The following is a 23,658-nucleotide window of genomic DNA, read 5'->3' as shown; positions in this document are numbered from 1 at the left end:
CCGCATCCCCCTTGTTCCCTTTATTACATGCTGGCGACATTTTCATCCGCTGATGCTTTTGTTTCCAGCTCATTTTCTTCTTTCAATTTCTGCTTATCCCACATTCTAAAGAATGGGTAGTATAGAACAAATGATAATGCAAGGTTGATCAGCTGCATGACAGCGCCAGAGATTTTCCCGCCTGTTGCGAGATAGCCTGAAATGATTGGCGGCATAGTCCATGGAACAGCGATTCCTGCCGGTTTTGCCACAAGTCCTGTGCTCATTCCGATATATGTGGTGACAATCATCAAGATTGGCGTGAGGATAAACGGAATGAGAAGCATTGGGTTCATCACAATTGGCATTCCAAAAATGATCGGTTCGTTGATGTTAAAAATGGCTGGCCCAATGGCAAGACGTCCTAGCTGTTTCATTTGTTTACTTCTCGCACGCAAGATCATCGTCAACACCAAAGCAAGCGTCGCGCCGCTTCCGCCGACGTTGATGAAGATTTCAAAGAACTGCGCTGTGAAAATATTCGGCAGCACTTCTCCTGCTTGGAATGCAAGACGGTTTTCATCCATCGCCCCGAGCCAAATCGGTCCCATGACGCCTCCGACAATCGTGGCTCCGTGAATACCACATGCCCAGAGGAGCATTTGTACACCCATGGCAACGATACTTCCACCTAAGCTTCCGCCAAGAATGGAGAGCGGTGTGCCAATTAAGACCGTGATGATATTATGAATACTCTCAAAAGGTGTCATCTCGATCAAAAGTCTAGCGACCCAGATCAGCGTGATGACCACAAAACCTGGAATAAGTGCGATAAACGATTTACTGACTGCTGGCGGTACACCATCAGGCATTTTAATGACGATATTTCGCTGTACAATAAAACGGTAAATTTCGGTTGAAAGCATGGCAATAATCATGGCGACGAATAACCCTTTACTGCCCATGAGTGAGACAGGAATGCCGCCATTCACTAGAATGGCTTCTGTTGAGCCTTCAGGTGTGAACGGTACTTGATATGGTGTGGCTAAAAGGAAAGCCGCAACAGCGATCGCACCAGATGACAGTGCATCAACCGCATACTTTTCCGCAAGCCTGTACGCAATCCCAAAGGTTGCAACAAGTGCCATAATGTCAAAGGTTGCATTCACTGGATAAGATAGTTTCGTGGCCCACTCGTCTCCAAAGATACTTGCCATAAAATCGCTGTATCCCGGAATTGGAAGGTTGGCTAAAATAAGAAACAGTGAACCGACAATAATGAGAGGCATTGTTAAAACAATTCCGTCACGCAATGCTTGTAAATGTCTTTGAGCGGCAATCTTTCCTGCAAACGGCATAACCTTCTCTTCTAGAAATCGGTTGAATCCATTCATCCCTTCCGCCCCCCTTATCCGTTCACTAACTGTTCAGCAGATTTTAGAACTTCGGCGCCATTACAAACACCATAATGCACGGTATTAATGACGTCTACTGGTATTCCTTTTTCTTCTCCGAGCTTTTTCATTTGTGGTAATAAATATCGAACCTGCGGTCCCAATAAAAGCACATCGGCTTGATCAATATGACTTTTTGCAGCATCTCCAGATACTGCCCAAATACGATAGTCTTTCCCTTGTTCTTGTGCACTTTTCTCCATTTTTGTGACAAGCAAGCTTGTTGACATACCTGCTGCGCAAACCAATAAGATGTTCATGTGTAAACGCCCCCTTTTCGAAGTATGAAGCTTTTCTTTACACATTCATCATATTATGAAACCGCTTTCATAAACACCTATACTTTTTCCTTTAGGAAGCGGAAAAAGTTAAGATCACACCTTTAGTTCTTGTACGAAGGAACTTTTTTATACATCACATCCAGCATGTCTTCAAAGGTATCACAGGCGATGAGGTGCTGAATGAATTTCACATGATGCACAAGCTCTCCCAGCAGCCGGTACATGCCTTTTAAGTCTTTGACATTCTCTTTTTCGACACAAAGCAAGCAGACAAATTGAACTTTTTTCTCTCCCCAAATGATCGGTTTTTCTAATGTACAGATCGCCCAGAACGTTTCGTCTGTCAGCGGCGTCATCGGATGCGGAATGGCTGTATAATGCCCAAATGAGGTAGGTGCAGCCTCTTCTCTTTCCATCACAGATTGTGTCAGTTCTACTGGCGCTAACCCCAGCTCAATGACTTTCTGCGTGAGAAATGTTACCACCTCTTCCTTTGTTTGAAAGGCGCATTTTGTAAAAACCAATTCCTTTTTCATATATTGAGAGGCTAGTGTCACTCTCGTTTCACTCGTCAAGGCTTCCTCAATTTTTAAAAAGTCGCTGCCTCCTAAAATCGTGTTTACTTGAATGACTGGAATCGGTAATTCCATCTGAATGGGGATGGTCGTGATAATTAAATCCAAAGAATGTAAAGAGACGTGCGGAAGTGAGTAGAGCTCTGCTGTTCCTAAAATGGTCAGTTTTGATCCAAATTGTGACTGCAGCCGATCCTGCAATAGTCTTGCACTTCCTGCGCCAGATGCACAGACAATGAGACATCGCTTCGGCGGTATCTCCATTTTTCTACGCTCTAAGGCAGCACCAAAATGAAGCGCCATATATCCGATTTCATTCTCATGAATGGACAAACCCGCCTCTTTTTCAATGACCCTGCTCGCAATAATTCCAGCTTCAAAGGCGATTGGATAGCCTGCTTTTATCTCATCAAGCATCGGATTTCTTAAGTTCATTCCATATTTACACCTGTTCATTGCTGGCTTTAAATGCAGACTGAGCCCAATCAGTAATTCCGCATCATCCGCTAAATCGAGCTGTAACTTTTGGTCAATGGCTTTCAGCATAAGCTGAACAAGACGGCTCGTGTCGTCATCCACAATTTGTTTTTGACCGCTCGATGAAAAAGACTGTACCATTTTGGCTGTTCCTAACAAATGAATGGCAATATAGACAACTTCCTCTTTTGGAAATGAGACATCAAGCAGTCCTTCAAGACGCTCAACCATTTTTTTGGCGACCTTGTATTCCTTTGCCCTCGGGATTTCATTGATTTCCTCTGGCAGCACAGATACATAGTTTCCGTGTCTAATCCGTTTACAGGCAATGGCAACATGAACTATTAAATTATTCATGCAAATGTCTGATAGATTCATTCTTTCCTCGTTGATATAATCAATCATTGTTTTCTGAATCAATTCCAGCTCATGTTTTGGCAAAATGGTGATGGCTGTATTCAGCATCGTTTGATAGGAACGGCGTTCGTTGAACAAATATTCTGACATGCAATAGCGGATTTTCATCTCAGACCCTTTAATTCTGCATCCTTTATTCGGCTTTGCTTCCAGTTTCAGATCAAAGGGCTCAAGCTTGCGTTTGACCCATTTCATGTCGTTACTCATCGTCGATTTACTAATAAACAGCTGCTCCTGTAAGTCCTCTAGCTTCACATACGATTCTGCTAGAAGCAGCTTCTTTAAAATAAATCGAACACGTTCCTCCGGTAAAACGGCCAGAGGCTCTTCCTGTTCAACCTCTTCCTTCATAAAACGGCGAAAGGCATTCTCATCTTTGATCAGCAGCTCATAACCAGCTCCTCTAACAGCTGATACATTCGCGTGATAAGGGGCAAGGCGGTCATTCAGTTCCTTGATGTCTGTACGGATGGTGCGGCTTGTTACTTGTAAGCTGACAGAAAGCGCAGCGCTGGTGAGAGGAGTCTCAGCTGCCATCAGCTGACTTAAAATATGCGCCAGTCTTTTACTCAGCATCAGATCGGCCTCCTTCATTAAGGGTGGAGAATCTGCCTTGTCTGGACAGGTTGTATACGCTTGCAGTTCTCTTCATTACTCATATTCTACTGAAAAGAAATAAAAATTGCCAACTCATTTATATGACAATTGCCCCTATTTATACAATCAACCATATCTAATGACCTATGAATCTCCTTCTAAGAGGCTGCTGTAAACATCATGAAAAAGGCGTTACACCTTCGTGTATCCGCCTTTTTTATGAGGAAGTCAGTTGTCATCTTTGGTCATGTGTACCGGTTGCATGATCAAATGGCTTTGAACGGTTTCCCTGCTTTTTTCCGTACACAGAGGCAATCGCATCTCATAAGTCCTTCGTGTTTCAATTCACGCTTCCGCTTCTTTTTCGACAGCTTTACTTCCGTCCATTCCCTTTTACATCGTACTCACTGCTAAATAGGCATACTCTGAGAACTAGCTGATCAAGTGCGGAACGAAGCGGGATCGTTTAAAAAGCTTTTTTCATTTTCATTTGTTATGTACTGAACGGAGAGAGATGTAAAATCAATCATTCAAACAGCCTCTTTTTTGTTCAATTGATTTCATAAAAAAAGCCGGATTATCCGGCTGCAGATTGTTGACAAAGGGCTAAAATGATCTTTATTTTAGCCCTTTGTCTTCTTTTCAGCGTGACATGAAAACCTTTGCAGTCTAGGAAGGACGAGTACCGGCGCGGAGCGAATTTGACATTCGTGAGCACCGGCACGCAGGACTGACAAAGAATGCGAGGGTTTGTCTACACGCTGAAGCCGGATTATCCGGCTGATATGTTACGACTTTTTGATGCTTTTCGTTCTTTATATATTTTCCTCACCACTGGATAAATCACTGGAGCCCATTTGACCATTTGTTTCAGCCATTTTTTCATTTTCTCCCGCGCCTCCTTATTGTCATTCTTACAAGACAATTCCCCATCTTGTCACGAAATAAACAGGTGCGGGAGAGCAGGAATTAAATGACGCCTTGTGCGATCATGGCATCTGCGACTTTGCGAAATCCTGCAATATTTGCGCCTGCCATTAAGTTCCCAGAGTGACCGTATTCTTCAGCTGTCTCGGTACACTGACGATAAATCGACTGCATCATTTGTTTCAACTGACCATCTACTTCTTCAAACGTCCACGACAACCTCGCACTATTCTGCGCCATTTCTAATGCTGAAACACCGACACCGCCAGCATTCGCCGCTTTTGCAGGTGCAAACAGAATATCATGTTGTTCAAATACTTTGACCGCCTCAAGAGTGGATGGCATATTAGCTCCTTCTCCTACAGCGATGACACCGTTTGCCACCAGCTGCTGTGCTTGCGTCTCTGAAATTTCATTTTGTGTCGCACATGGCAGCGCAATGTCACAAGGGACAGACCATATTTGTTCACAATCTTCAATTAACTCAGCGTGCGGGTGAGTGTTTATGTAAGCCCCAATCCGCTGGTTGTCGACTTCCTTCAGCTGCTTCACTGTCTCAAGTGAAATGCCTTGAGGATCGTAAATGACTCCGCTTGAATCACTACAAGCAACGACCTTTCCGCCTAATTCCAATACTTTTTCCATGGCATAAATCGACACATTCCCTGAGCCAGACACAACAACCGACATGCCTTCAAATTGCAGTCCATGTGCTTTTAACATTTCTTCCATAAAGTACACCAGTCCATAGCCCGTCGCTTCTTTTCTGGCTAAGCTGCCTCCGAATCCAGGACTTTTCCCTGTAAGGACACCCGCTTCATACGCACCACGCATTTTTTTGTACTGGCCGAACATATAGCCAATCTCGCGTGCACCTACACCAATATCCCCTGCTGGCACATCTTGATCTGGTCCAATATAACGGCTGAGTTCACTCGTAAAGCTTTGAACAAAACGCATGATTTCTCCATCAGACTTCCCTTTTGGATCAAAATCTGATCCTCCTTTTCCTCCGCCGATCGGCAAACCAGTCAATGCGTTTTTAAAGATTTGTTCAAACCCTAAAAACTTGATGATGCTTGCATTGACCGATGGATGGAAACGAATGCCTCCTTTGTAAGGACCAATCGCACTATTGAATTGAACCCTAAACCCTCTATTCACTTGCACTTTGCCTTCATCATCTACCCACGGTACACGAAACACAACAAGCCGCTCAGGCTCAATTAATCGTTCTAAAATCCCCAGTTTTTCATACTCTGGATGCTTTGCAAAAACCGGAACGAGTGATTCCAGAATTTCTTTTACAGCTTGCTGGAATTCCGCCTCGCCTGGATTTCTTTTTTCTACATCCTCTAGTACACGGTGGATGTAGCTTTGTGCTGTTTGTGCTGCTCGATCTAAGGTCAACATGTCTCATCTGCCTCCTTGTAAATATCTCACATTTTTGATTGTCAGATTTTCTAACGCATATTGAGACTAATTTAACACCATTTGTAAAATCTGATCAATATTGATAACAGATGAAAATGATGCCGAATTGAGATAGATCAAGCAGTCTCATCTTTCGTCTTGAAAAATGCCTGCACAAAGAATGACGATCGTGCTAGAAATGATGAACTGGACTTACTATGTCCCGCTTTCTTTGACAGATTGTTGAATTTCTCTTTCTTTCTAGATGATTTTTATTTGAAAAAAAGGCCAAAAGTTTTATCAGGGAGGCTCAATCTTTGCGAAGCTTCCCGCCTCTTCGATCAGGTAATACGACACAGAGCCAATATAAAATAGAAGAAGATGGGAAGTTCAACAAACCGACAATGCCCCAGAACCACTTATAACGCCCTCTTTTCTTCGCATCCATAAATAAAAGAAATCCCTGTGCAAACAATAACGGCAATACGCATAATAAGATGATTATTTCCGTCTGACTCATTAGAAAGACCCTCCTTTGATGTGATGATATTCCTTGATGCCTACTATGACGCAGAGCGGCACACTTACTACTTGGAGACATATGAAGATCATGGGCAATTGAGTAATGGCAGCTGCAAAAAGTGTCAGTATGGTGAGACTGGTGATGATGTACGCCATCATTTCTTGTTTCAAGCGTCTTTTCTCTTTTTCCTTTCCCTGCTTTAGCATCCGCATCAAAGCCTGTTCACTCGGCTTTTCTACTTCAATCTGTTCATCTAGCTGCTGTAACTCCTCTTTCAAACGCTTGGCGAAACGATCTTCCTTCATTTGAACCACTCCTTTCGAATTTTCTTTACCCCATGATGAACCCTTGATTTCACAGTGCCTTCTCTCATACCAAGCATCGAAGCAATTTCGGGGTACGTATAGCCATTATTATAATGCAGAATGATCGGTACTCTCTCCTGAACCTTCAATTCATTTAAAACCTCCCATATCTCATGCCATGTATGCCCCTTTTGCTGAACGTCCCATTTGAAACGGCGTATCGCCTCTTGATTCGCCTTCCCTTCTCTCGTTTGTTCACGTTTTCTTTTCTTCTGGTGGTCTAAAAATTGTCTAGTTGCAATAGAAACGAGCCATGTTGAAAATAAGGAATCTCCTCTAAAAGAAGAAAGTTTCATATATGCTTTCAGCATCGTCTCTTGCATCATTTCCTCTGTCTGCTCTTGCTGAAGGGTGAGCTTCATCAGATAACGATAAAGAAACGAGTAGTGATGCCGATAAAGAGCGGTAAATGCAGCATCATCTCCCTGTTTTGCCCGCTCAATCAATAAGGTCTCCTCTGTCTGCTCCAAACACGTCCCTCCTTTCTTTTCTACGCTTATTTATCAGACGACACTGCTGATCACATCGTTTAAAATGAACTCTATTTTTTCAAAATGGAACCTTTTCTCCCTAATAATCCGATCAATGACCCATTTTATATCCAATTTTTTCTTATGTAATGATTATGACATTGCTTTGTCCCTAACAGAATGACGTTTTCGTAATCATCATGATTTTCCATAGAATGGAACGTCTCTTTCCCATAATCCCTATGTCATCCCAATACCTATTGTCAATGATCCTTGTCTCATTTAGATGAAAATGAAATAATCATCGCCTTAGTTTCCTAGAAAATCATGAAATCTATTGATCCTATTCTTAGCCGATGATACCTTTTCGCATGCTATGCTCGTCCTACATTCCGAAAGAGGCGATGCTGGCGAAAGAAGGAGGAGTGTTTCAATCGCAGCTTATTTTGGAAACGTTTACATTAAAACAAAATATAGAATGGAGATGTTCATGTTGAAGAAAAAAATTCCAATGTTAGCTGGTGTGTTAGCGGTTGGCCTCGTGACTTCATTATTTGCACCAAATGGGGAGGCACAAGCAGCAACCAAATATCCAGAAAGCCCTTCAATTATGGCCAATTTTAATCAGCAAGGATTTGCTACTCTAAATGGTGGCACAACAGGCGGTGAAGGCGGTAAAACGGTGACAGTGAAAACTGGAAATGAACTATTAGCTGCCCTCAAAAGTAAAGGAACAAATGAGAAGTTAAAAATTGTTGTAGACGGAAAGATTACCCCTTCTAATACATCGGCCAATAAAATTGATGTGAAAGATACAAACAATGTCTCCATCGTCGGTAAAGGCACGAATGGCGAATTTAACGGGATTGGCATTAAAGTTTGGCGCGCCAATAACATTATCATCCGTAACTTGAAAATCCACCACAGCAAAATTGGTGATAAGGATGCAATCGGCATCGAAGGCGCTTCTAAAAACGTATGGGTCGATCATAATGAACTTTACAACACGTTAAACTCTGATAAAGATGATTATGATGGTTTATTTGATGTAAAAAATGACTCTGATTACATTACGTTCTCATGGAACTACGTACATGACAGCTGGAAAACGATGCTCATGGGCAGCTCCGATAACGATAACTACAACCGAAAAATCACTTTCCACAACAACCGTTTCGAAAACTTGAACTCTCGTGTACCGTCTATGCGCTACGGGGAAGGTCATGTGTATAACAACTATTACAAAGGCATCCATACAACAGCGATTAACTCTCGTATGGGCGCGAAAATGAGAATTGAGCATAACGTATTTGAAAATACAAACAATGCCATCGGCAGCTGGGACAGCCGTCAAGTCGGTACATGGCATGTCATCAACAACTCTTACATTAACAGCACAGGCAGTCTGCCAACGTCTTCAACAGGTACGTACAACCCTCCTTATAACTACTCTTTGCTTAACGTGAACAATGTGAAATCAGAAGTTGTATCAAATGCGGGTGTAGGAAAAGTAAATCCTTAATACACAAAACGTTCGGACAGCCATCTGTCCGAACGTTCTTGTCATTCATTTGATTGACACTGTAGAAAATGGACGGTCCATCTCATACAACTTTTGATAACGCAGGTTTTCTCTCAATAAATCCTGGTGCTTGCCCTGCATCTCAATACGACCATCTTCAATAAACATGATACGGTCACACGCCTCACAGCCAGTCAGGTGATGGGTAATCCAAATCACCGTCTTGCCCTTTAATACACGAAATATCGTGTCAAGCAATTCAGACTCTGTGCGCGGATCCAGTCCGACAGTTGGCTCATCCAATACCACAATCGGGGTATTTTGCAGCAAAATCCGAGCTAACGCCATCCGCTGTCTTTCACCACCTGAGAAACGAACCCCTGTCTCCTGTACCCCTGTGTGATAGCCTTCTGGTAACGATTCAATGTAATCGTGCAGCTGCACCTGTCTCGCCGCTTCTTTTACCTGTTCTTCTGTTGCGCCTGTAGCGCCTAAGCGGATATTGTTCAAAACAGACGTATCGAATAAATAGGGCTGTTGATTGAGGACAGACACATCATCTGACATATTCCATTGAACGCCCTGAACTGGTTTCCCCAGAATGCTAACAACACCTTGATTTGGCATGACTGCCCCTTCTATCAATTTTAAAATGGTCGATTTCCCTGCACCGCTTTTTCCTAAGAGGGCGAGGGTTTCTCCTTGTTTAAGGGAAAACGAGAGGTTTTTCAGTACATGCTGATTTGCCTCATATCCAAAGGTTACATGATCAAAACGGACCGCTTCATCATGAGAGACTGGTGTCTCATCTGCTGTCTCCCTCTCCGCTAATCCTTCGTATGACTGCTTTTCATAATGATGTAACCTACTGACGGCATGCTGGTAAACAGGAATATCTCCTGCTGCATCTGACAGCGGAAGAAAGGCTTCTGTTAACGGAAAGAGCACAAGTACAAAGGCCGCGATGAGTGTATGTGACATGGAACCTGACTGAACGACCGAGCCGCTCCAATACACGACAAGGACGACTGCTCCTCCAATGATCAGCTGCGAAAAAAATTGGCGCAGACGGATAAACCGATGCTTGGCTGCTTCGAGCGTTAACAGCTTCGCTTCTTTCTGTTCATACCCGTCAACAAAATCGTTCTGCCTCCCGCTAAACAACCAGTCACTGACACCCATAACGGCATCTGTTAAATGACTGTACAGTTCATTTCTGCCTTTTTTCATTTGAATTTGCCTTGCCCGGTTCACAAGCACTGTGACATACGGGAAAACAAATACAAGCAGTGCCATATAGAGCAGCATCAATCCAGCAAAAGGCCATGAGAAAAGGCCAAGTGCTCCAATCGATCCTGCATATAAAAGCAGCGCACCGATGGATGGAAAGATGGTTTTTAAATACGCATCCTGTAATCTCTCCACATCTTCTGACAAAAGCCCAAGCATTTCACCTGTACCCAGCTTTGTCTGTTTGGCACTTCGTTCAGCCATGTCATATAGACGCACCCGCATTTTTTCAATCATCGTCAAAATGAGCTGGTGGCTCGCCAGTCTTTCTGCATAACGAGCAGCTGAGCGTGAAATACCAAAGGTACGTACTGCCACAATTGGGACATAGACCATCAAGATATTCTCGGGTCTTGTGGCAGCTTTTGAAATCAAAAATCCTGAAGTATACATGAGCATTGAAGCAGAGAACACCGCAATGGCCCCTAAAAAAAGTACCAAGGCAAACAGCTTTTGATTCTCCTTGATATAAGGTATAAACCAGCCTTTACTGACCATGTGTGACCGCCCCCATTTGCTCCTGTACCAATTGATAGTACACACCTTTTCTTTCCATTAATGATTCATGAGTACCCATTTCTGCAATGGTACCATGATCCATGACAATGATTTCATCCATATCCGGCATCCAATGAAGCCTGTGTGTGGCCAAAAACACAAGTTTATCTTCAAACAGCGGAAGCATCGTTTTCTTCAATTCATACTCTGTCTCAATGTCCAGATGTGCCGTTGGTTCATCTAACAGCATGATTGACCGCTGCCCCAGCACAGTCCGAGCAAGCGCAATCCGCTGCGCCTGTCCGCCGCTCAGCCCCCTTCCCTGTTCACCAATGACCTCATCCAGCCCATTTGCCAGCTCCGTTGCGAGCTGAGATAAGCCTGCCTTCTGCACAGCTCTTTCGACTTCTTCATCTGTTGCATGCGGCTCATAAAAACGAATGTTTTCTCGTAATGTCATGTGAAACAAATAAGGATGCTGCGGCATATAAACGACTTCCTTTTGCCACGCCTTCAGCTGTAAATGAGCAAGCGGCTGGCCGTTTAGCAAGATTTGACCTGAAGACGGTTCAACAAAACCGCCGAGGACATCTGTTAACGTCGATTTACCTGAACCGCTGGCACCAATGATACCAATCTTTTTCTTCCCTTTAACAGTGAGGTTCACATCCTGAATTGAATAAGGGGCTTGTTCATCATGCAGGACACATACATCTTGCAGTGTGAGTTCAGATTGGTCATTCCACTCGTTCAGCTTCACAGATTGTGTCTCCTGCGTGCGGAAGCCTTTTTCGTCTAAAATGACCTGAATGGCTTCATTTGCTTCTTTTCCATTTAACGTCGCATGATAATCATTTCCCACCTCACGTACTGGCAGGAAGTATTCCGGAGCAAGCATCAGTGCTGTCAAAGCCGGCAATAACAGAAGGTCTCCTTCAATTAGTCGCAAGCCAAGAAATACAGCGACGGTCGCAATGGACAGCATGGAAAAGAAATCGAGGGCAAACGATGAAAGAAATGCGACCTTTAGCGTACTCATGGTCGCCTTTCGATATCGCTTTGAGACCTCCGCGATATTGCGAGAGTGCTTTTTGCTAATACCTAAGTAGCGAAGCGTTTCAAGACCACGGAGGGAATCAGTAAAATGATTGGATAATTTCTCATACGATCTCCATTGTTTGGCCGCTTTACGCTGAGCGACAAGACCTAGCAAAATCATAAAAACAATTAAAATCGGCAGCGTCACAATCAAAATGACAGCAGATGTTTCATCTAATGTCCAAACATAGACAAGGACCATCACCGGAATCACAGCCATGTTCACCATTTTTGGCAAAAACAGCTGTAAATACTGACGATATTGGGCAATTCCCTCCATCGCTAATGTCACAAGCTTTCCTGTTCCTTTTTTCTTGGTGAAGGCTGGACCTAACCGAAAGAGCTGGTCTAACAGCTGCTTTCTTACGTCTGCTCCAATTCGGGAGGAGTAGGTAAACATGACCTTCTCCCGAATGAAGGTGAGACCGTGCCGAACCAGAAAGGCAGCAAGAAACAGCAAAACATATGGCGTTGCCTGCGTGAGGCTTTTCCCGTCAAACAGCGTTGTTATGGCATGTGCCAGCCACTGTGCTTGGAAAATGATACTTGCTCCTTGGATGAGTGACACAATACCTAAGAGGGCAAGCAGCCCTCTCATTCCCTTTAATTGAAGCAAACGTTTATCCATTAGTAGGTCATTGGCTCCTTACCGCTTACACGTTTACGGAAGACATAGTAGCTCCAAATTTGATACCCAAGCACAAAAGGCAGCAAAGAAATGGCTACAATCGTCATGACCGTTAGTGAATACGATCCTGATGCAGCGTTTTGAATGGTGAGGTCAAACGCATGGTTGATTGAACTAATCATCACACGTGGGAACAATGCGGTGAAAAGCATTGTCACCGTCACCATAATACCTGCACCTGTGAACAAGAACGTCCAGCCATCACGCTCTTTCTTCATAAAGGCAAGAGCCGCTAGATAACAAACCACAATCAGTACAGTTAACGGAATGGTGATGATCGGGCGCACTGTATAAATGTCTGTTTCAATGATTGACACACCGACAAATACAACAAGAACTGGGAGTGCAATCAATAAGACACGCCGAGCGAGCTTTCTTGCACGATTTCTTAAATCACCCTCTGTTCGGAGTGTGACAAAAATCAATCCATGCAGAAGGCAAAGAACCGTCACCGCCACCCCGCCGATGACTGAATAAAGATTCACAAAGTCTGTGAAACCTGCGTACATATTCATGCTTTGATCAATTGGCATGCCTCGTAAAATACTTGTGAATAACACACCGAGCAAAAATGGCGGAATCAGACTGCCAAAGAAGATGACCCAATCCCAGGTTTTGATCCAGGATGCTTTTTCAACCTTTCCTCGAAATTCAAAGGCGACTCCCCGCCCAATGAGCGCTAATAACAGAACCGCAAACGGAATATAGTATCCACTGAACATTGTGGCATACCAGTGAGGAAAAGCAGCGAATATAGCACCTCCAGCTGTAATGAGCCAGACCTCATTCGCATCCCAGAAAGGACCAATCGTATTGATTAAAATGCGGCGCTCGTGCGCATCCTTTCCAAGCAGCTGCATGGACATTCCTACACCAAAGTCAAAGCCTTCTAAGAAGAAAAACCCAACAAACAATACTGCGACAAGAATAAACCAAATCTCGTTAAGATAAGCCATGATATGCGCCTCCATCAAATGGATCTGTAGACAGGTCCGTTTCATCCTTATGATCTGTATCCTCTTCAGAATGTGCCCCTTTTTTAATTTCTCGAATGAATAAGTAAGCAAGCACAATGGCAAGAATCAGATAAATGGTCGTAAAGCTAATCACTGAGAATAACAGCATGCCGTATGATACGTTTGGTGAAATTGATTGAGCAGTCGTCATCATACCAAAGACGGTCCACGGCTGACGCCCGATTTCAGTCATGATCCAGCCGGCTGAGTTCGCAATAAACGGGAACGCAATCATCCAAACCATCAAGCGTAAATACCATTTGTTTGATTCAAGTTTTTTTCTAAAGCTCAAATACAAACCAATCATACTAGCAAAAATCATCAGCATTCCGGCACCAACCATGACTCTAAAGCTCCAGAACGTTGTTTTCACTGGAGGAATGTAGTCTCCTGGGCCAAACTTTGCTTCATATTCTTTTTGAAGCGTCAGCATCCCTGGAACATCTCCGCTGAATTTCTGATAAGCTAAGTAACTTAAAGCAAATGGAATATTGATTTCACTGGAGTTTTCTTTTTTATCGGTATCAATGTTGGCAAATAATGTCCAAGCGGCGGGATCTCCACTATCCTTCCACAGCGCTTCACTTGCTGCCATCTTCATCGGCTGTGATTCCATGAGATGCTTCGCTTGGTCATGTCCAGAGAATGCTACACCTAAGCCAGAAATAAGCGCGAGTACCATGGCAATCTGGAATGATTTTTTGAAAAAGGCGATCTCTTGTTTTTTGATCATTTTATAGGCACTTACCCCTGCAATAAAGAAAGCACCTGTTGCCAGTGCACCAAACAGAACGTGCGGGAACTCTACCCAGAGCTGCGGATTCGTCACAAGCGCACCAAAATCATTCATTTCTGCACGTCCATTTTTAATCACAAATCCGACTGGCTCCTGCATGAATGAGTTGGCGAGTAAAATCCAAAACGCCGAAAAGATCGTACCAAGAGAAACAAGCCAAATACACAATAAATGAATTTTTTTCGGCAGGCGATCCCAGCCGAATATCCAAAGGCCAATAAAGGTTGATTCAAGGAAAAAGGCCAAAAGCGCCTCGATGGCAAGTGGCGCACCAAAGACATCACCGACAAACCTTGAATAGTCAGACCAGTTCATTCCAAACTGGAATTCTTGCAAAATACCTGTCACGACACCTACTGCAAAGTTAATTAAGAAAAGGTGACCCCAAAATTTCGCCATCTTTTTATAGATGTCTTTTTTCTTCACCACATAAAGGGTCTGCATTAATGCGACGATAAACACCAAACCGATGGACATAGGAACAAAAATAAAATGAAATAATGTCGTTGAGGCAAATTGAAATCTTGCTAAAAACAGTTCGCTCACAGCCTTACATCCTCCCTTACTTTCGCCTACCGAATGATTTGAGATATTTATGCTCACTACTTCACATAAAGTTCACCGTTTGTTCAAACATTCACAAATGATAGTCTATTTGAGTTGGTTCATCCGGTGAATTTTTACTCTTGTTTTTCATTCGGTTAGTTATTTATACCTGTACTTTACACCCATGCGCTTCAAAAATAAAGTAAATTTTACCTAAAAATTGGATGGTATTGTGTCAGTTATTTGAATACTTTGTCAAAAATATGTGACAGAAAGAAAAAAGCGCAAATAAATAGCGCTGCATATCATCCGCAGCGCTGTTATTTTATTTAGGCTTTTTTCTGTAAAGCTGGTCTTGTCACTTGCACTTCATAGTACGTAATCTTGTTTTTTAATAGCCCTTCAGGTCTTGCTTTTCCATGAGCGTGAGCATCACCAAACGCTTGGGATTTTGTCCAGTTCACAAAGTCTTCTTTTCGATTCCAGCGGGTATGAATGGTCACTTCATCGTAATCAGTTGTCTGCTGTGTGACCCACACTTCCATGCCTAAAAACCCTTCCATGAATTCTACTTGTCCCTGCTTGTTAAACCGCTTGACGAGGTGGTCTGCACTGCCCTTTTCTACTCTTACTTGGTTGTTTACAATGATCATGTTATTTTCATCTCCCTTTTGTTGTTTGATCGAAGCAATTGGAATAATAAGCGGATGCTCACCGTCCAAGTGAACCTCTGCCTGAATCCCAAAAACATCCTTGAAAAAGTCTTCTGTTAACACTTCTTTTGGTAAGCCTATTTGATGCACCTGACCACGCTTCATGGCAATGAGGCGGTCACAATATTTTGCTGCCTGCTGCAGGTCATGAAGAACCATTAAAATGGTGATCCCATGCTTCTGATTCAGCTGTTTGAGCAGCTCCAGTAATTCAAGCTGATGTGCAATATCTAAATACGTTGTGGGCTCATCCAGAATGATGGTATCGGTCTTCTGAGCGAGCGCCATCGCAATGTACGCCTTTTGCCTTTCTCCGCCTGACAATGTATGCAGCATCCTGTTTTCATTGCTGCGGCTATTCGTCACCTCAAGCGCCCACTCAACCGCTTCATGATCTGACTTCGAACTCTTTTTCCAAATTGAACGATGCGGACTGCGTCCAAGTGCGACCAGCTCACGTACTGTCATAGATGGGATGGCTGTTCTTGTCTGCATGAGAACGGCGATCTCCTTTGCGATCTCCTGCGCCGTCATCTCCTTTTGCGGTATGTCATGAATGTAAATCATGCCGCTTTCAATTGACGTGAGACGTGCGGCCGCTTTGATAAAAGTCGACTTCCCTGACCCATTTGGTCCAATGATTCCAGTCACGCTTCCCTTTGGAACAGCTGCTGAAATGGAAGACAGCCGAAAGCCCCCTTGACGGAGACTCACATCATCCATTGCAATGACATCCAACTTAACCCCTCCCTTTCTTTTTTAATAAATAGAGGAAGAAAGGTGCACCGATGCAGGCTAGTAATATACCTACAGGCAATTCAACCGGTGTAAACCAGACCCGTGCCGCTGTATCGGCAAAGACCACAAGTACGCCTCCGCCCAGCATCGACATCGGCAGCAAATACCGGTAGTCATCTCCAATCAAAAGGCGGATAAAATGAGGAACGACCAGCCCGACAAACCCAATTAAACCGCTCACGCTTACAGCCGCTCCAGCTAAAAGTGCCGCCAGCGCAATTAAGAAAAAGCGGGTCCGCTCTACTTTAAGGCCCAAGAGCTGAGCCGACTCATCACCAAGCAAGAGAAGATTTGATGGCTTGATCGCAAAAAAGCAAAGACACAATCCAGCGAGCGCATATGGCGACACAAAGCTAAGATGATGCCAGCTCCGACCGTTTAATCCTCCTGATAAAAAGGGCAGAACGGCCTGCACACGCTCACTATAGAGCACCATAAACCCGTTCATCACTGCACCAAGCAGGGCATTGACTGCGACGCCCGCCAATATCAATTTAAGCGGTGAAACCCCTTGGTCAAATGACAGCATATACACAACAAGTGCGGCTAATAAAGCGCCAAGAAAGGCAGCGGCTGGAAGCAAATACGTGAATTGCGGCAAAACAATCATGCTGAGTACAGCAGCTAACCCGCCGCCAGCAGTCACACCAATGATGCCAGGGTCAGCCAGAGGATTTCGAACGACTCCTTGTAAAATGGCCCCTGATGCCGCAAGACAAGCACCGACGATGAAACCAATGAGGACACGTGGCAGACGTAAATCCATCACGATTTTTTCATGAACAGGCTGGCCTGATCCCATCAAAACAGCGATTACATCCGTCATCGACAATTGCACAGAACCTAATGCAAGCCCTAGACATGCACCTACACATAAAGAGAGAAACAGTCCCGGTAACAGCCACTTGCGTCTAGACTGCCTTTTTTGAAAATCTAGCTCTGGATTCATTTTCATGATGATAATCGCTTCAATTTCTTCTCTAATTCATCAATCGCTCTGATCACTTCTGCGCCTGGATTCGTCCCAAATAGATCGTTTGGCAGAATCTCAACGTGTCCATTTTTGACAGCTGTCACATCATGCCACGCCGCATTCTGCTTCATCTCACTCATAAAGCCTGCTTTGACGTCTTCGGGGTTGCTATGTGTCATGAGCAAAATGAGATCCGGGTCAGCTTCGATCACCTTTTCTGCATTGATTTGTGCGTATTGCGGGAATTTTTCGAGCGCCGGTTCATTCTCGGCAATGTTCACACCACCAGCGATATGCAGCAGATCACCGCTTAAAGATTGTGGTAGTGCCGCCATATATGTGCCGGGTGCACCGTATACAACGAGTGTTTTTACTTTTTTCTGTGGCTGCTTCACTTGCTTTATCCGCTGATTGATTTGATCATTGAGTGCTTGGGCCTTTTGCTGCTTCCCGAGCAAATCTCCGAATAACGTAATCTGACGCTGGATATCCTTCACCGAATTGGCACTTGTCAAAAGAAGCTGTGAGCCAATTCCTTCTATAGTCGAGATGTCCTTTTTATTTAATGATTCATTCCCAAGCACCACATCGGGCGTTAAACTAGTGATCAGCTCTACATCAAATTGATGTGTTGTGCCGATCGTTTGTACGGATTTTGCCTTTTGTAGACTCTCTGGCAATTCGGCAGTAGGCCGGCCGACGACCTCACCACCTAAGGCATAAATGATGCTCATATCGCCAGTCGACAATGAGACAATACGTTGAGGTGACTCATGAAACGACAACGTCCTTCCGGAAAAATCCTTTATCTTCAGTGCTCCTTGCCCGCTCCCTTTTTCGGCGGGTGCTGCCTGACTGCACCCGCCAAGGAGAAGCATCAGGACGAGTCCTGCCAAGATCACATGTAAACATTTCAACCGTCTGTCTCTCCTTTTCTAGTAAACTTTCTTTAGCTTCGCTTGTACCACGAGACGTCTGTTTTTAGGTGCCAGTACATGATCACAGGTTGATAGGGTGAGGATCAAGTCATCCGTGGACACGTCTGTCTTTGTTTTGTAAATAGACTTCTTACGCACCGCTTTTAAGTAGTGCGCATATTCGCCAAGATCCTGAAAATCAGTCTGAATATAATCGAAGTCGACCGTTGTTTCATACACAGCAAAAATCTCTGCTTCATAGCTTTGATACAGCGTATCGTACTGAAATGTCCGGTGCTCTTGGAAAAAATCTTTTTTTAAATAGTTTGTGAGTCCAGCGAACATGGATCCATCCCGCATCCGGTGGCCATACACCACTGTATTTGGGCTTTCATGCAAGACGTCATTCCGATAATCCATAAAGATACTGCCTGCCCGGGTGTTGTCCTTTACATAATTGCGAGTTAAGTAGAATGCATTATCGCGAGATTGTACAATTGGATACTGAATCATCGTGTCCTTCATATTGATCCAGCCGACAATGTCTTGATTCACCTTTCGCAGGTCATCAAATGACTGACGGATTTCTCCTGGTTTCCGCTGTTTATTCATTTCATTCTCTTGTGTGTACAGCGTCTGAGCCTTTGCAAGTACCTGACGATTTTGGTAATAACCGAAGATCTCGAAACCGATGGCTGTACCGCTATAAATGAATACACCTAAACAGACGATCGTCAGCATCCGCTGACCGAGCCGCTTTCCTCGTTTCATACTGTTTCACCTGCTTTTTGCACAACTTATATCCCAACAGGTACGATGTACATCCCTGTTTCTGCGTCCTGTCTAATCGTGACGGACACGTGATAAATGTGACGCACCATCTCTTCTGTTAACACATCGTTTGGCTTTCCTTCTCTGATGATCTGTCCATCCTTCATCGCAATGATGACGTCGCTGTAGCGAACAGCCTGATTCATGTCATGCAGCACCATGACAATCGTTAATCCATGCACGACATTGAGCTCTCGAATGAGTTCAAGAATGTCAAATTGATAGTAAATATCCAAATAGGTCGTCGGTTCATCTAAGAATAGGATCGGTGTTTTTTGCGCCAGAGCCATCGCAATCCATACACGCTGCCGCTCTCCGCCTGACAATGAGGCGAGCGGCACCTTTCGCTTTTCCGTCAGCTTTGTACAGGCCAGCGCCCACTCAATGGCTTTCTCATCCTTTTCCTTGTCACCGCCGCGCATCGTCTGATAAGGCGTTCTCCCGAAGGCCACAACCCGTTCGATGGTTAAATCAAGCGGCGCTTCATTTTGCTGATGAACAACAGCCAGCTTTCTCGCCAGCTCCTTTGGCTTGAACGCATTCAGCTCTTGACCGTCTAAGTAAATCTGCCCTTTATTTGGGCAATGATTATGTGCCATCAAGGAAAGAAGCGTGGACTTTCCCGAGCCATTTGGACCAATAATGGTTGTGATTTTCCCCTTTTCAATCCGTGTTGTAACCGATTGAACGATGTTTCTCTGCTGGTCATAGGAGAATGACACCTCACGAATGTCCATGAAGACGATCCCCCTTTCTTAATAAAAAGATCAGAAACGGCCCGCCAATCACAGCCATGATCGTAGAAGCAGGGATTTCATTTGGCGCTACAAGCGTTCTGCCGAGCGTATCAGCCGTCAAAATGAGCAATGCCCCGCTTAATGCAGAAAATGGAATCAGCACCCGATGATCCGAGCCGACAAGCCTTCTTGAAATGTGCGGAATGAGCAGCCCGACAAAGGCAATCACGCCCGCTACTGCAGCTGTCACCGCTGCTAGTAACACCGCCGTCACTGAAATCAAAAGGCGCATTCTGGTCACACGCAATCCTAAATTTTTCGCTGTCTTATCCTGAAGGGCGAGCAGGTTACACCATCTGCTAAAGAAAAGTGAAGCGACAAGACCGGCGACACCATAGACGCCGATTAAACGGACATCTCCCCATGTTTTCATCGTGAGATTCGACTGTCCTGACTGATTAATGGTGATATTAAAATAGCTGCAAATGGTGACAAATGCCTCTGCCATCCCAGTAAACATGGCATTGATGGCGATCCCAACCAAAATCATACGGATCGGGCTTAAACCGCCCTTCCAAGACAGGACGTATACGAGGAAACATGCAATGGCCCCGCCTAAAACCGAAAATAAAGGAGAGTAGAAATAAAATTGAGGAAGCGCTGTAATCGCCATTAAAGAAAAGAAGCTGGCTCCTGATGAAATGCCAATGACGCCGGCATCCGCTAACGGATTTCTCATAACCGACTGCAGCAGGACACCGGAGACAGATAAAGCCGCCCCTGTAAACATTGCAATGAGCATGCGGGGGATTCTCAAATCTTTAATGATTTCTACCTGTGCATGTTGACCGGTGATGAGCCCTTCCAATAATTCAATCGGAGTGACATGAATGCTCCCAGTAATGGCGGAATAAATAAATACGCCGACCAATAAGAAACTGACTATCAGAAACAAAAACCCTGTTTTTTTCATCTTGAACGTCCTTTTGTCATTAAGATTCGCCGCTTATGACGGATACAACATACGGGTCAATTCCTCTAATGCCTCTGCTGCTTTTAAATTCCCTGTTGTCCCGAATAAGCTTTCTTCTAGGTCGTACACTCGACCTTGCTGGACTGCGTTAAAATGCTTCCATATATCATTTGTTTTGAATTCTTGATCAAACATACGGACGACTTCATCTGGCATCCCATGGGCGGCCCGGAGAATGATATCTGGATTGGCTTTTTGTAAATACTCTGTATTGGATGCCAAATACTCCATCTTCTCACCTTTGACGATGTTCTCTCCTCCTGCGATACGCACAAGATCACCGATATATGAATTCTCTGTTGCCACTAAATAACTGCCTGGTACACCAAGCAAAATGAGAACGGACGGTTTACTCTTTCCCTTCGTCCTCTCCTGTATGTCTTTCTTTTTTTGCTCAAAGTCAGACACAATGCGTTTGGCTTGTTTCTGTCTGTCATACTTTTCTCCAAGCTTTGTGATGGCTTTCTCCATGTTGTCCAGACTTTCAAGATTTAAGTATGTGGCAGGGACACCTGCTTGTTGAAAAGGTGTCTCTAAATCGTATTGAAGGGTCGTGACAGACAAGACATCTGTCGGTTGAAGTGATTGGATGATTTCCATGTCCGGGCTCATTGGGTTGCCGACTTCTGGCAGTCCTTTGTAACGAGCTGGCAAGGATTTTTGACTTGTTGGAACCCCGGCAAGATCCACCTCTAGGGCATCCATGATCTCTGCAGCAGCTACAGTCGTTGCCACAATGCGTGCACTTGATTCTGCACTTTTTTTGCCTTTTGCTGAGCTTTCAGCTGACTGTGAACAGCCTGACAAGATCATGCACATGCTGAGAGCAGCGATCAAGGTCCATAGCATTCGATGCTTCAAAAAACAGAAGCCTCCTTTCGAAAAAAGAGCGTGGATGCGCCAAGATGAATGGCGCATCTCACTGAAAATAGATCATTTTATCTTGTACGAGTTTGATACTTTCTCACGAGCACGAATAACGAGCCGCCGAATAAAAGAAGATACACCCAGAGAAGAGAGGTATCTCCTGTTTTCGGGTTCAGCTGTCCAGTCTCAGACTTGGTTTGGTCATCTGATGGAGTAAATGTCATTTGCTCTGCACCCGTTTCCTCTGGTGCCAAATTCACAAGCTGGTTTGTTTGAGAATCGTGATCATTTGGATTTTTAACAAAGCCGATACCCTCATCGTCTCCAATCACCGTCGCAATCCCGCTTCCTTCACCAAGTGCGATTCCTTTTGTGTCATAGACAAGCTTGACATCATATTGCTCATGGTAATTCGCAGCTGGAATATCGATCTTCACACGTGCCATCTGATCACTGCTTAAACTTTTTGTTTCATATTGAATCACTCGTGTATCTGCTTTTTGGTCTGTCTTTGCCACAAGTGTCTCTGCATATTTCCCGCCAGTCCCTATTTGGAAGGACGTGATGGCTGAGCTGTTCTTCACTGTATATGAAACGAAATAGCGGTCATTTTTCACCACCAATGTCGCAGGGCTCACGACGTAATCGTTCATTCGAGACAGCTCATCCTTGTCCGCTTTCTTTATTGAAAAAGGAAGCTTGTATACACCATCTTTTAGCTGCGCAGTCTCTTGATTGGCTCCGCCGTTAGTGGTTTCTGCGGCTGGTGTATTTGGTGTTGGTGTTTCAGAAGAAGCTGGTGTCTCCTCTTCTACCTCACCGTCCTTCAGTGGAGCGATACTATTTGAATCAAATTGAAAACGAATATCGTACGTTTGGTCATAGTGAGCGGCGGCTACCACAATGTGTACTTTTCCTTTCACCGCTTTTGTCAGATCAGCTACATCAAATGAGACCACTCTTGTGTTCTTCGCTTGATCTGTGCTGACAGTCTTCACTTCTTGATATGAACCGTTCTTCTCTGTTTTCAAAGAAGCAACAGACGTATGGTCCTTCACCGTAAAGGAAATGGTTTGTTTTCCATTTTTGACGGTTAAAGATGCAGGGTGTGAGAAGTATTGGTTCATCCGAGATGCCTCATCCTCATCTCCTTTGAGCACACTATAATTGATACGATACACACCATCTTTTAATTGATTTTGTGCAGAATCATCAGGTGTTGTCGATTGATCGTCAGGCGTTGTACCGTTTTGATCATCCGGCGTTGTTTCGCTATCATCTGGTGTTGTGCCGCTGTCGTCCGGTGTTGTTTCGCTATCATCTGGTGTTGTGCCGTTTTGATCATCTGGCGTGGTGCCGCTGTCGTCTGGTTTCGCAGGCGTGACAAGTGTGAGACTGCTTGGATCGAAAACAAGCTGTACGTCATACGCTTCGTCATAAATAAAACCGCCTAAATCCCAGTAAATTTTGACCCAGCCATTTAATTTCGCTGATAAATCGGCTACATCAAACTTGATCACACGTGTATTGGCTGTTTCATCCTCACTCACCGTTTCAGTAGTGACGAGAGTGCCATTTTGTTCGACCTTAAAATCTGTGATTTCTTTGCTTTGTTTTAGTGTGACATAGGCTGTCGTTTTGCCGTTTTCCACAATCAACTTAGCTGGCTTTTCTGTATAGGTATCCATCATGGACGCTTCACTGCTGCCATTTTTTAAAATAGTGAATCCGGCTGTATATTCACCATCAGCCAGCGATGCCGCTTGAGCCGTTCCTTGAGGCAGCTGAAACGCAGTCAACAAACTGAATAAGACGAGCAGAATGGCTGCGTTTAGATGAAAAAGACGTTTCAAAAGG

General features: G+C 44.3%; 21 protein-coding genes. 1 reads left to right on the top strand and 20 read right to left on the bottom strand.

Annotation, left to right across the window (positions count from 1 at the left end; genetic code table 11):
• Positions 1-23 precede the first annotated feature (23 nt).
• The 8 genes from celB to sigY all read right to left on the bottom strand — a co-directional run bounded on the left by celB (position 24) and on the right by sigY (position 7,478).
• Positions 24-1,373, bottom strand: a complete 1,350-nt coding sequence (celB, locus tag GPA07_RS02180; protein WP_008355463.1) for a PTS cellobiose transporter subunit IIC — start codon at positions 1,371-1,373, stop codon at positions 24-26.
• A gap of 14 nt (positions 1,374-1,387) precedes the next feature.
• A complete protein-coding gene (locus GPA07_RS02175; RefSeq protein WP_008355465.1) occupies positions 1,388-1,693 on the bottom strand; it encodes a PTS sugar transporter subunit IIB in 306 nt (101 codons plus the stop codon).
• A gap of 122 nt (positions 1,694-1,815) precedes the next feature.
• A complete protein-coding gene (locus GPA07_RS02170; protein WP_071168379.1) occupies positions 1,816-3,759 on the bottom strand; it encodes a BglG family transcription antiterminator in 1,944 nt (647 codons plus the stop codon).
• Positions 3,760-4,552: 793 nt separating this feature from the next.
• Complete coding sequence (locus tag GPA07_RS18760) at positions 4,553-4,666, bottom strand: hypothetical protein (RefSeq protein WP_008355469.1); 114 nt, start codon at positions 4,664-4,666, stop codon at positions 4,553-4,555.
• A gap of 83 nt (positions 4,667-4,749) precedes the next feature.
• Positions 4,750-6,120: an NADP-specific glutamate dehydrogenase gene (gdhA, locus tag GPA07_RS02165; protein ID WP_008355471.1), complete on the bottom strand. Its 1,371-nt coding sequence runs from the start codon at positions 6,118-6,120 to the stop codon at positions 4,750-4,752.
• 310 nt (positions 6,121-6,430) lie between these two features.
• Positions 6,431-6,640, bottom strand: coding sequence for a transcriptional regulator (locus tag GPA07_RS02160; protein ID WP_071168378.1), 210 nt, complete (start codon positions 6,638-6,640; stop codon positions 6,431-6,433).
• Positions 6,640-6,948 carry a YxlC family protein gene (locus GPA07_RS02155; protein WP_157291953.1) on the bottom strand — a complete coding sequence of 103 codons (309 nt, stop codon included), beginning with the start codon at positions 6,946-6,948 and terminating at the stop codon, positions 6,640-6,642. Before GPA07_RS02155 ends, GPA07_RS02160 begins: the two co-directional genes overlap by 1 nt.
• Positions 6,945-7,478: an RNA polymerase sigma factor SigY gene (sigY, locus tag GPA07_RS02150; RefSeq protein WP_157291952.1), complete on the bottom strand. Its 534-nt coding sequence runs from the start codon at positions 7,476-7,478 to the stop codon at positions 6,945-6,947. The genes GPA07_RS02155 and sigY overlap by 4 nt, the downstream gene beginning before the upstream one ends.
• Positions 7,479-7,968: 490 nt before the next feature.
• Between sigY and GPA07_RS02145 the strand changes: the two genes are divergently transcribed.
• Positions 7,969-9,000: a pectate lyase family protein gene (locus tag GPA07_RS02145; protein ID WP_034738258.1), complete on the top strand. Its 1,032-nt coding sequence runs from the start codon at positions 7,969-7,971 to the stop codon at positions 8,998-9,000.
• A gap of 45 nt (positions 9,001-9,045) precedes the next feature.
• On the opposite strand, the gene cydC is transcribed toward GPA07_RS02145, so the two are convergent.
• The 12 genes from cydC to GPA07_RS02085 form a co-directional block, all read right to left on the bottom strand.
• On the bottom strand, positions 9,046-10,788 hold the full coding sequence (cydC, locus tag GPA07_RS02140) for a thiol reductant ABC exporter subunit CydC (protein ID WP_157291951.1): 1,743 nt from the start codon (positions 10,786-10,788) through the stop codon (positions 9,046-9,048).
• A complete protein-coding gene (gene cydD, locus GPA07_RS02135) occupies positions 10,778-12,514 on the bottom strand; it encodes a thiol reductant ABC exporter subunit CydD (protein WP_008355483.1) in 1,737 nt (578 codons plus the stop codon). The genes cydC and cydD overlap by 11 nt, the downstream gene beginning before the upstream one ends.
• On the bottom strand, positions 12,514-13,530 hold the full coding sequence (gene cydB, locus GPA07_RS02130) for a cytochrome d ubiquinol oxidase subunit II (protein ID WP_157291950.1): 1,017 nt from the start codon (positions 13,528-13,530) through the stop codon (positions 12,514-12,516). Before cydB ends, cydD begins: the two co-directional genes overlap by 1 nt.
• A complete protein-coding gene (locus GPA07_RS02125; RefSeq protein WP_157291949.1) occupies positions 13,517-14,932 on the bottom strand; it encodes a cytochrome ubiquinol oxidase subunit I in 1,416 nt (471 codons plus the stop codon). The genes cydB and GPA07_RS02125 overlap by 14 nt, the downstream gene beginning before the upstream one ends.
• 329 nt (positions 14,933-15,261) lie before the next feature.
• Positions 15,262-16,383, bottom strand: a complete 1,122-nt coding sequence (gene isdG, locus GPA07_RS18990) for a heme oxygenase (RefSeq protein ID WP_008355488.1) — start codon at positions 16,381-16,383, stop codon at positions 15,262-15,264.
• Between the two features lies 1 nt (position 16,384).
• Positions 16,385-17,398, bottom strand: coding sequence for a FecCD family ABC transporter permease (locus GPA07_RS02115; protein WP_071168371.1), 1,014 nt, complete (start codon positions 17,396-17,398; stop codon positions 16,385-16,387).
• The gene (locus tag GPA07_RS02110; RefSeq protein WP_071168370.1) at positions 17,395-18,333 is read right to left on the bottom strand and encodes an ABC transporter substrate-binding protein; all 939 of its coding nucleotides are present in this window, start codon (positions 18,331-18,333) and stop codon (positions 17,395-17,397) included. The genes GPA07_RS02115 and GPA07_RS02110 overlap by 4 nt, the downstream gene beginning before the upstream one ends.
• Positions 18,334-18,351: 18 nt before the next feature.
• Positions 18,352-19,104, bottom strand: a complete 753-nt coding sequence (gene srtB / locus GPA07_RS02105) for a class B sortase (RefSeq protein WP_008355495.1) — start codon at positions 19,102-19,104, stop codon at positions 18,352-18,354.
• Between the two features lie 26 nt (positions 19,105-19,130).
• Positions 19,131-19,901: an ABC transporter ATP-binding protein gene (locus GPA07_RS02100; RefSeq protein ID WP_071168369.1), complete on the bottom strand. Its 771-nt coding sequence runs from the start codon at positions 19,899-19,901 to the stop codon at positions 19,131-19,133.
• The gene (locus GPA07_RS02095) at positions 19,888-20,874 is read right to left on the bottom strand and encodes a FecCD family ABC transporter permease (RefSeq protein WP_008355498.1); all 987 of its coding nucleotides are present in this window, start codon (positions 20,872-20,874) and stop codon (positions 19,888-19,890) included. The genes GPA07_RS02100 and GPA07_RS02095 overlap by 14 nt, the downstream gene beginning before the upstream one ends.
• A 33-nt stretch (positions 20,875-20,907) precedes the next feature.
• Complete coding sequence (isdE, locus tag GPA07_RS02090; RefSeq protein WP_071168368.1) at positions 20,908-21,795, bottom strand: heme ABC transporter substrate-binding protein IsdE; 888 nt, start codon at positions 21,793-21,795, stop codon at positions 20,908-20,910.
• 77 nt (positions 21,796-21,872) lie between these two features.
• Complete coding sequence (locus GPA07_RS02085) at positions 21,873-23,654, bottom strand: NEAT domain-containing protein (RefSeq protein WP_071168367.1); 1,782 nt, start codon at positions 23,652-23,654, stop codon at positions 21,873-21,875.
• Positions 23,655-23,658: the final 4 nt, after the last annotated feature.

This window comes from Bacillus sp. ms-22, from assembly GCF_009759805.1.
In the GTDB taxonomy this organism is placed as follows: domain Bacteria; phylum Bacillota; class Bacilli; order Bacillales; family Bacillaceae; genus Bacillus; species Bacillus xiamenensis.
Note: the sequence above shows the minus strand (reverse complement) of the source record. Positions and strands in the feature narration are given on the sequence as shown.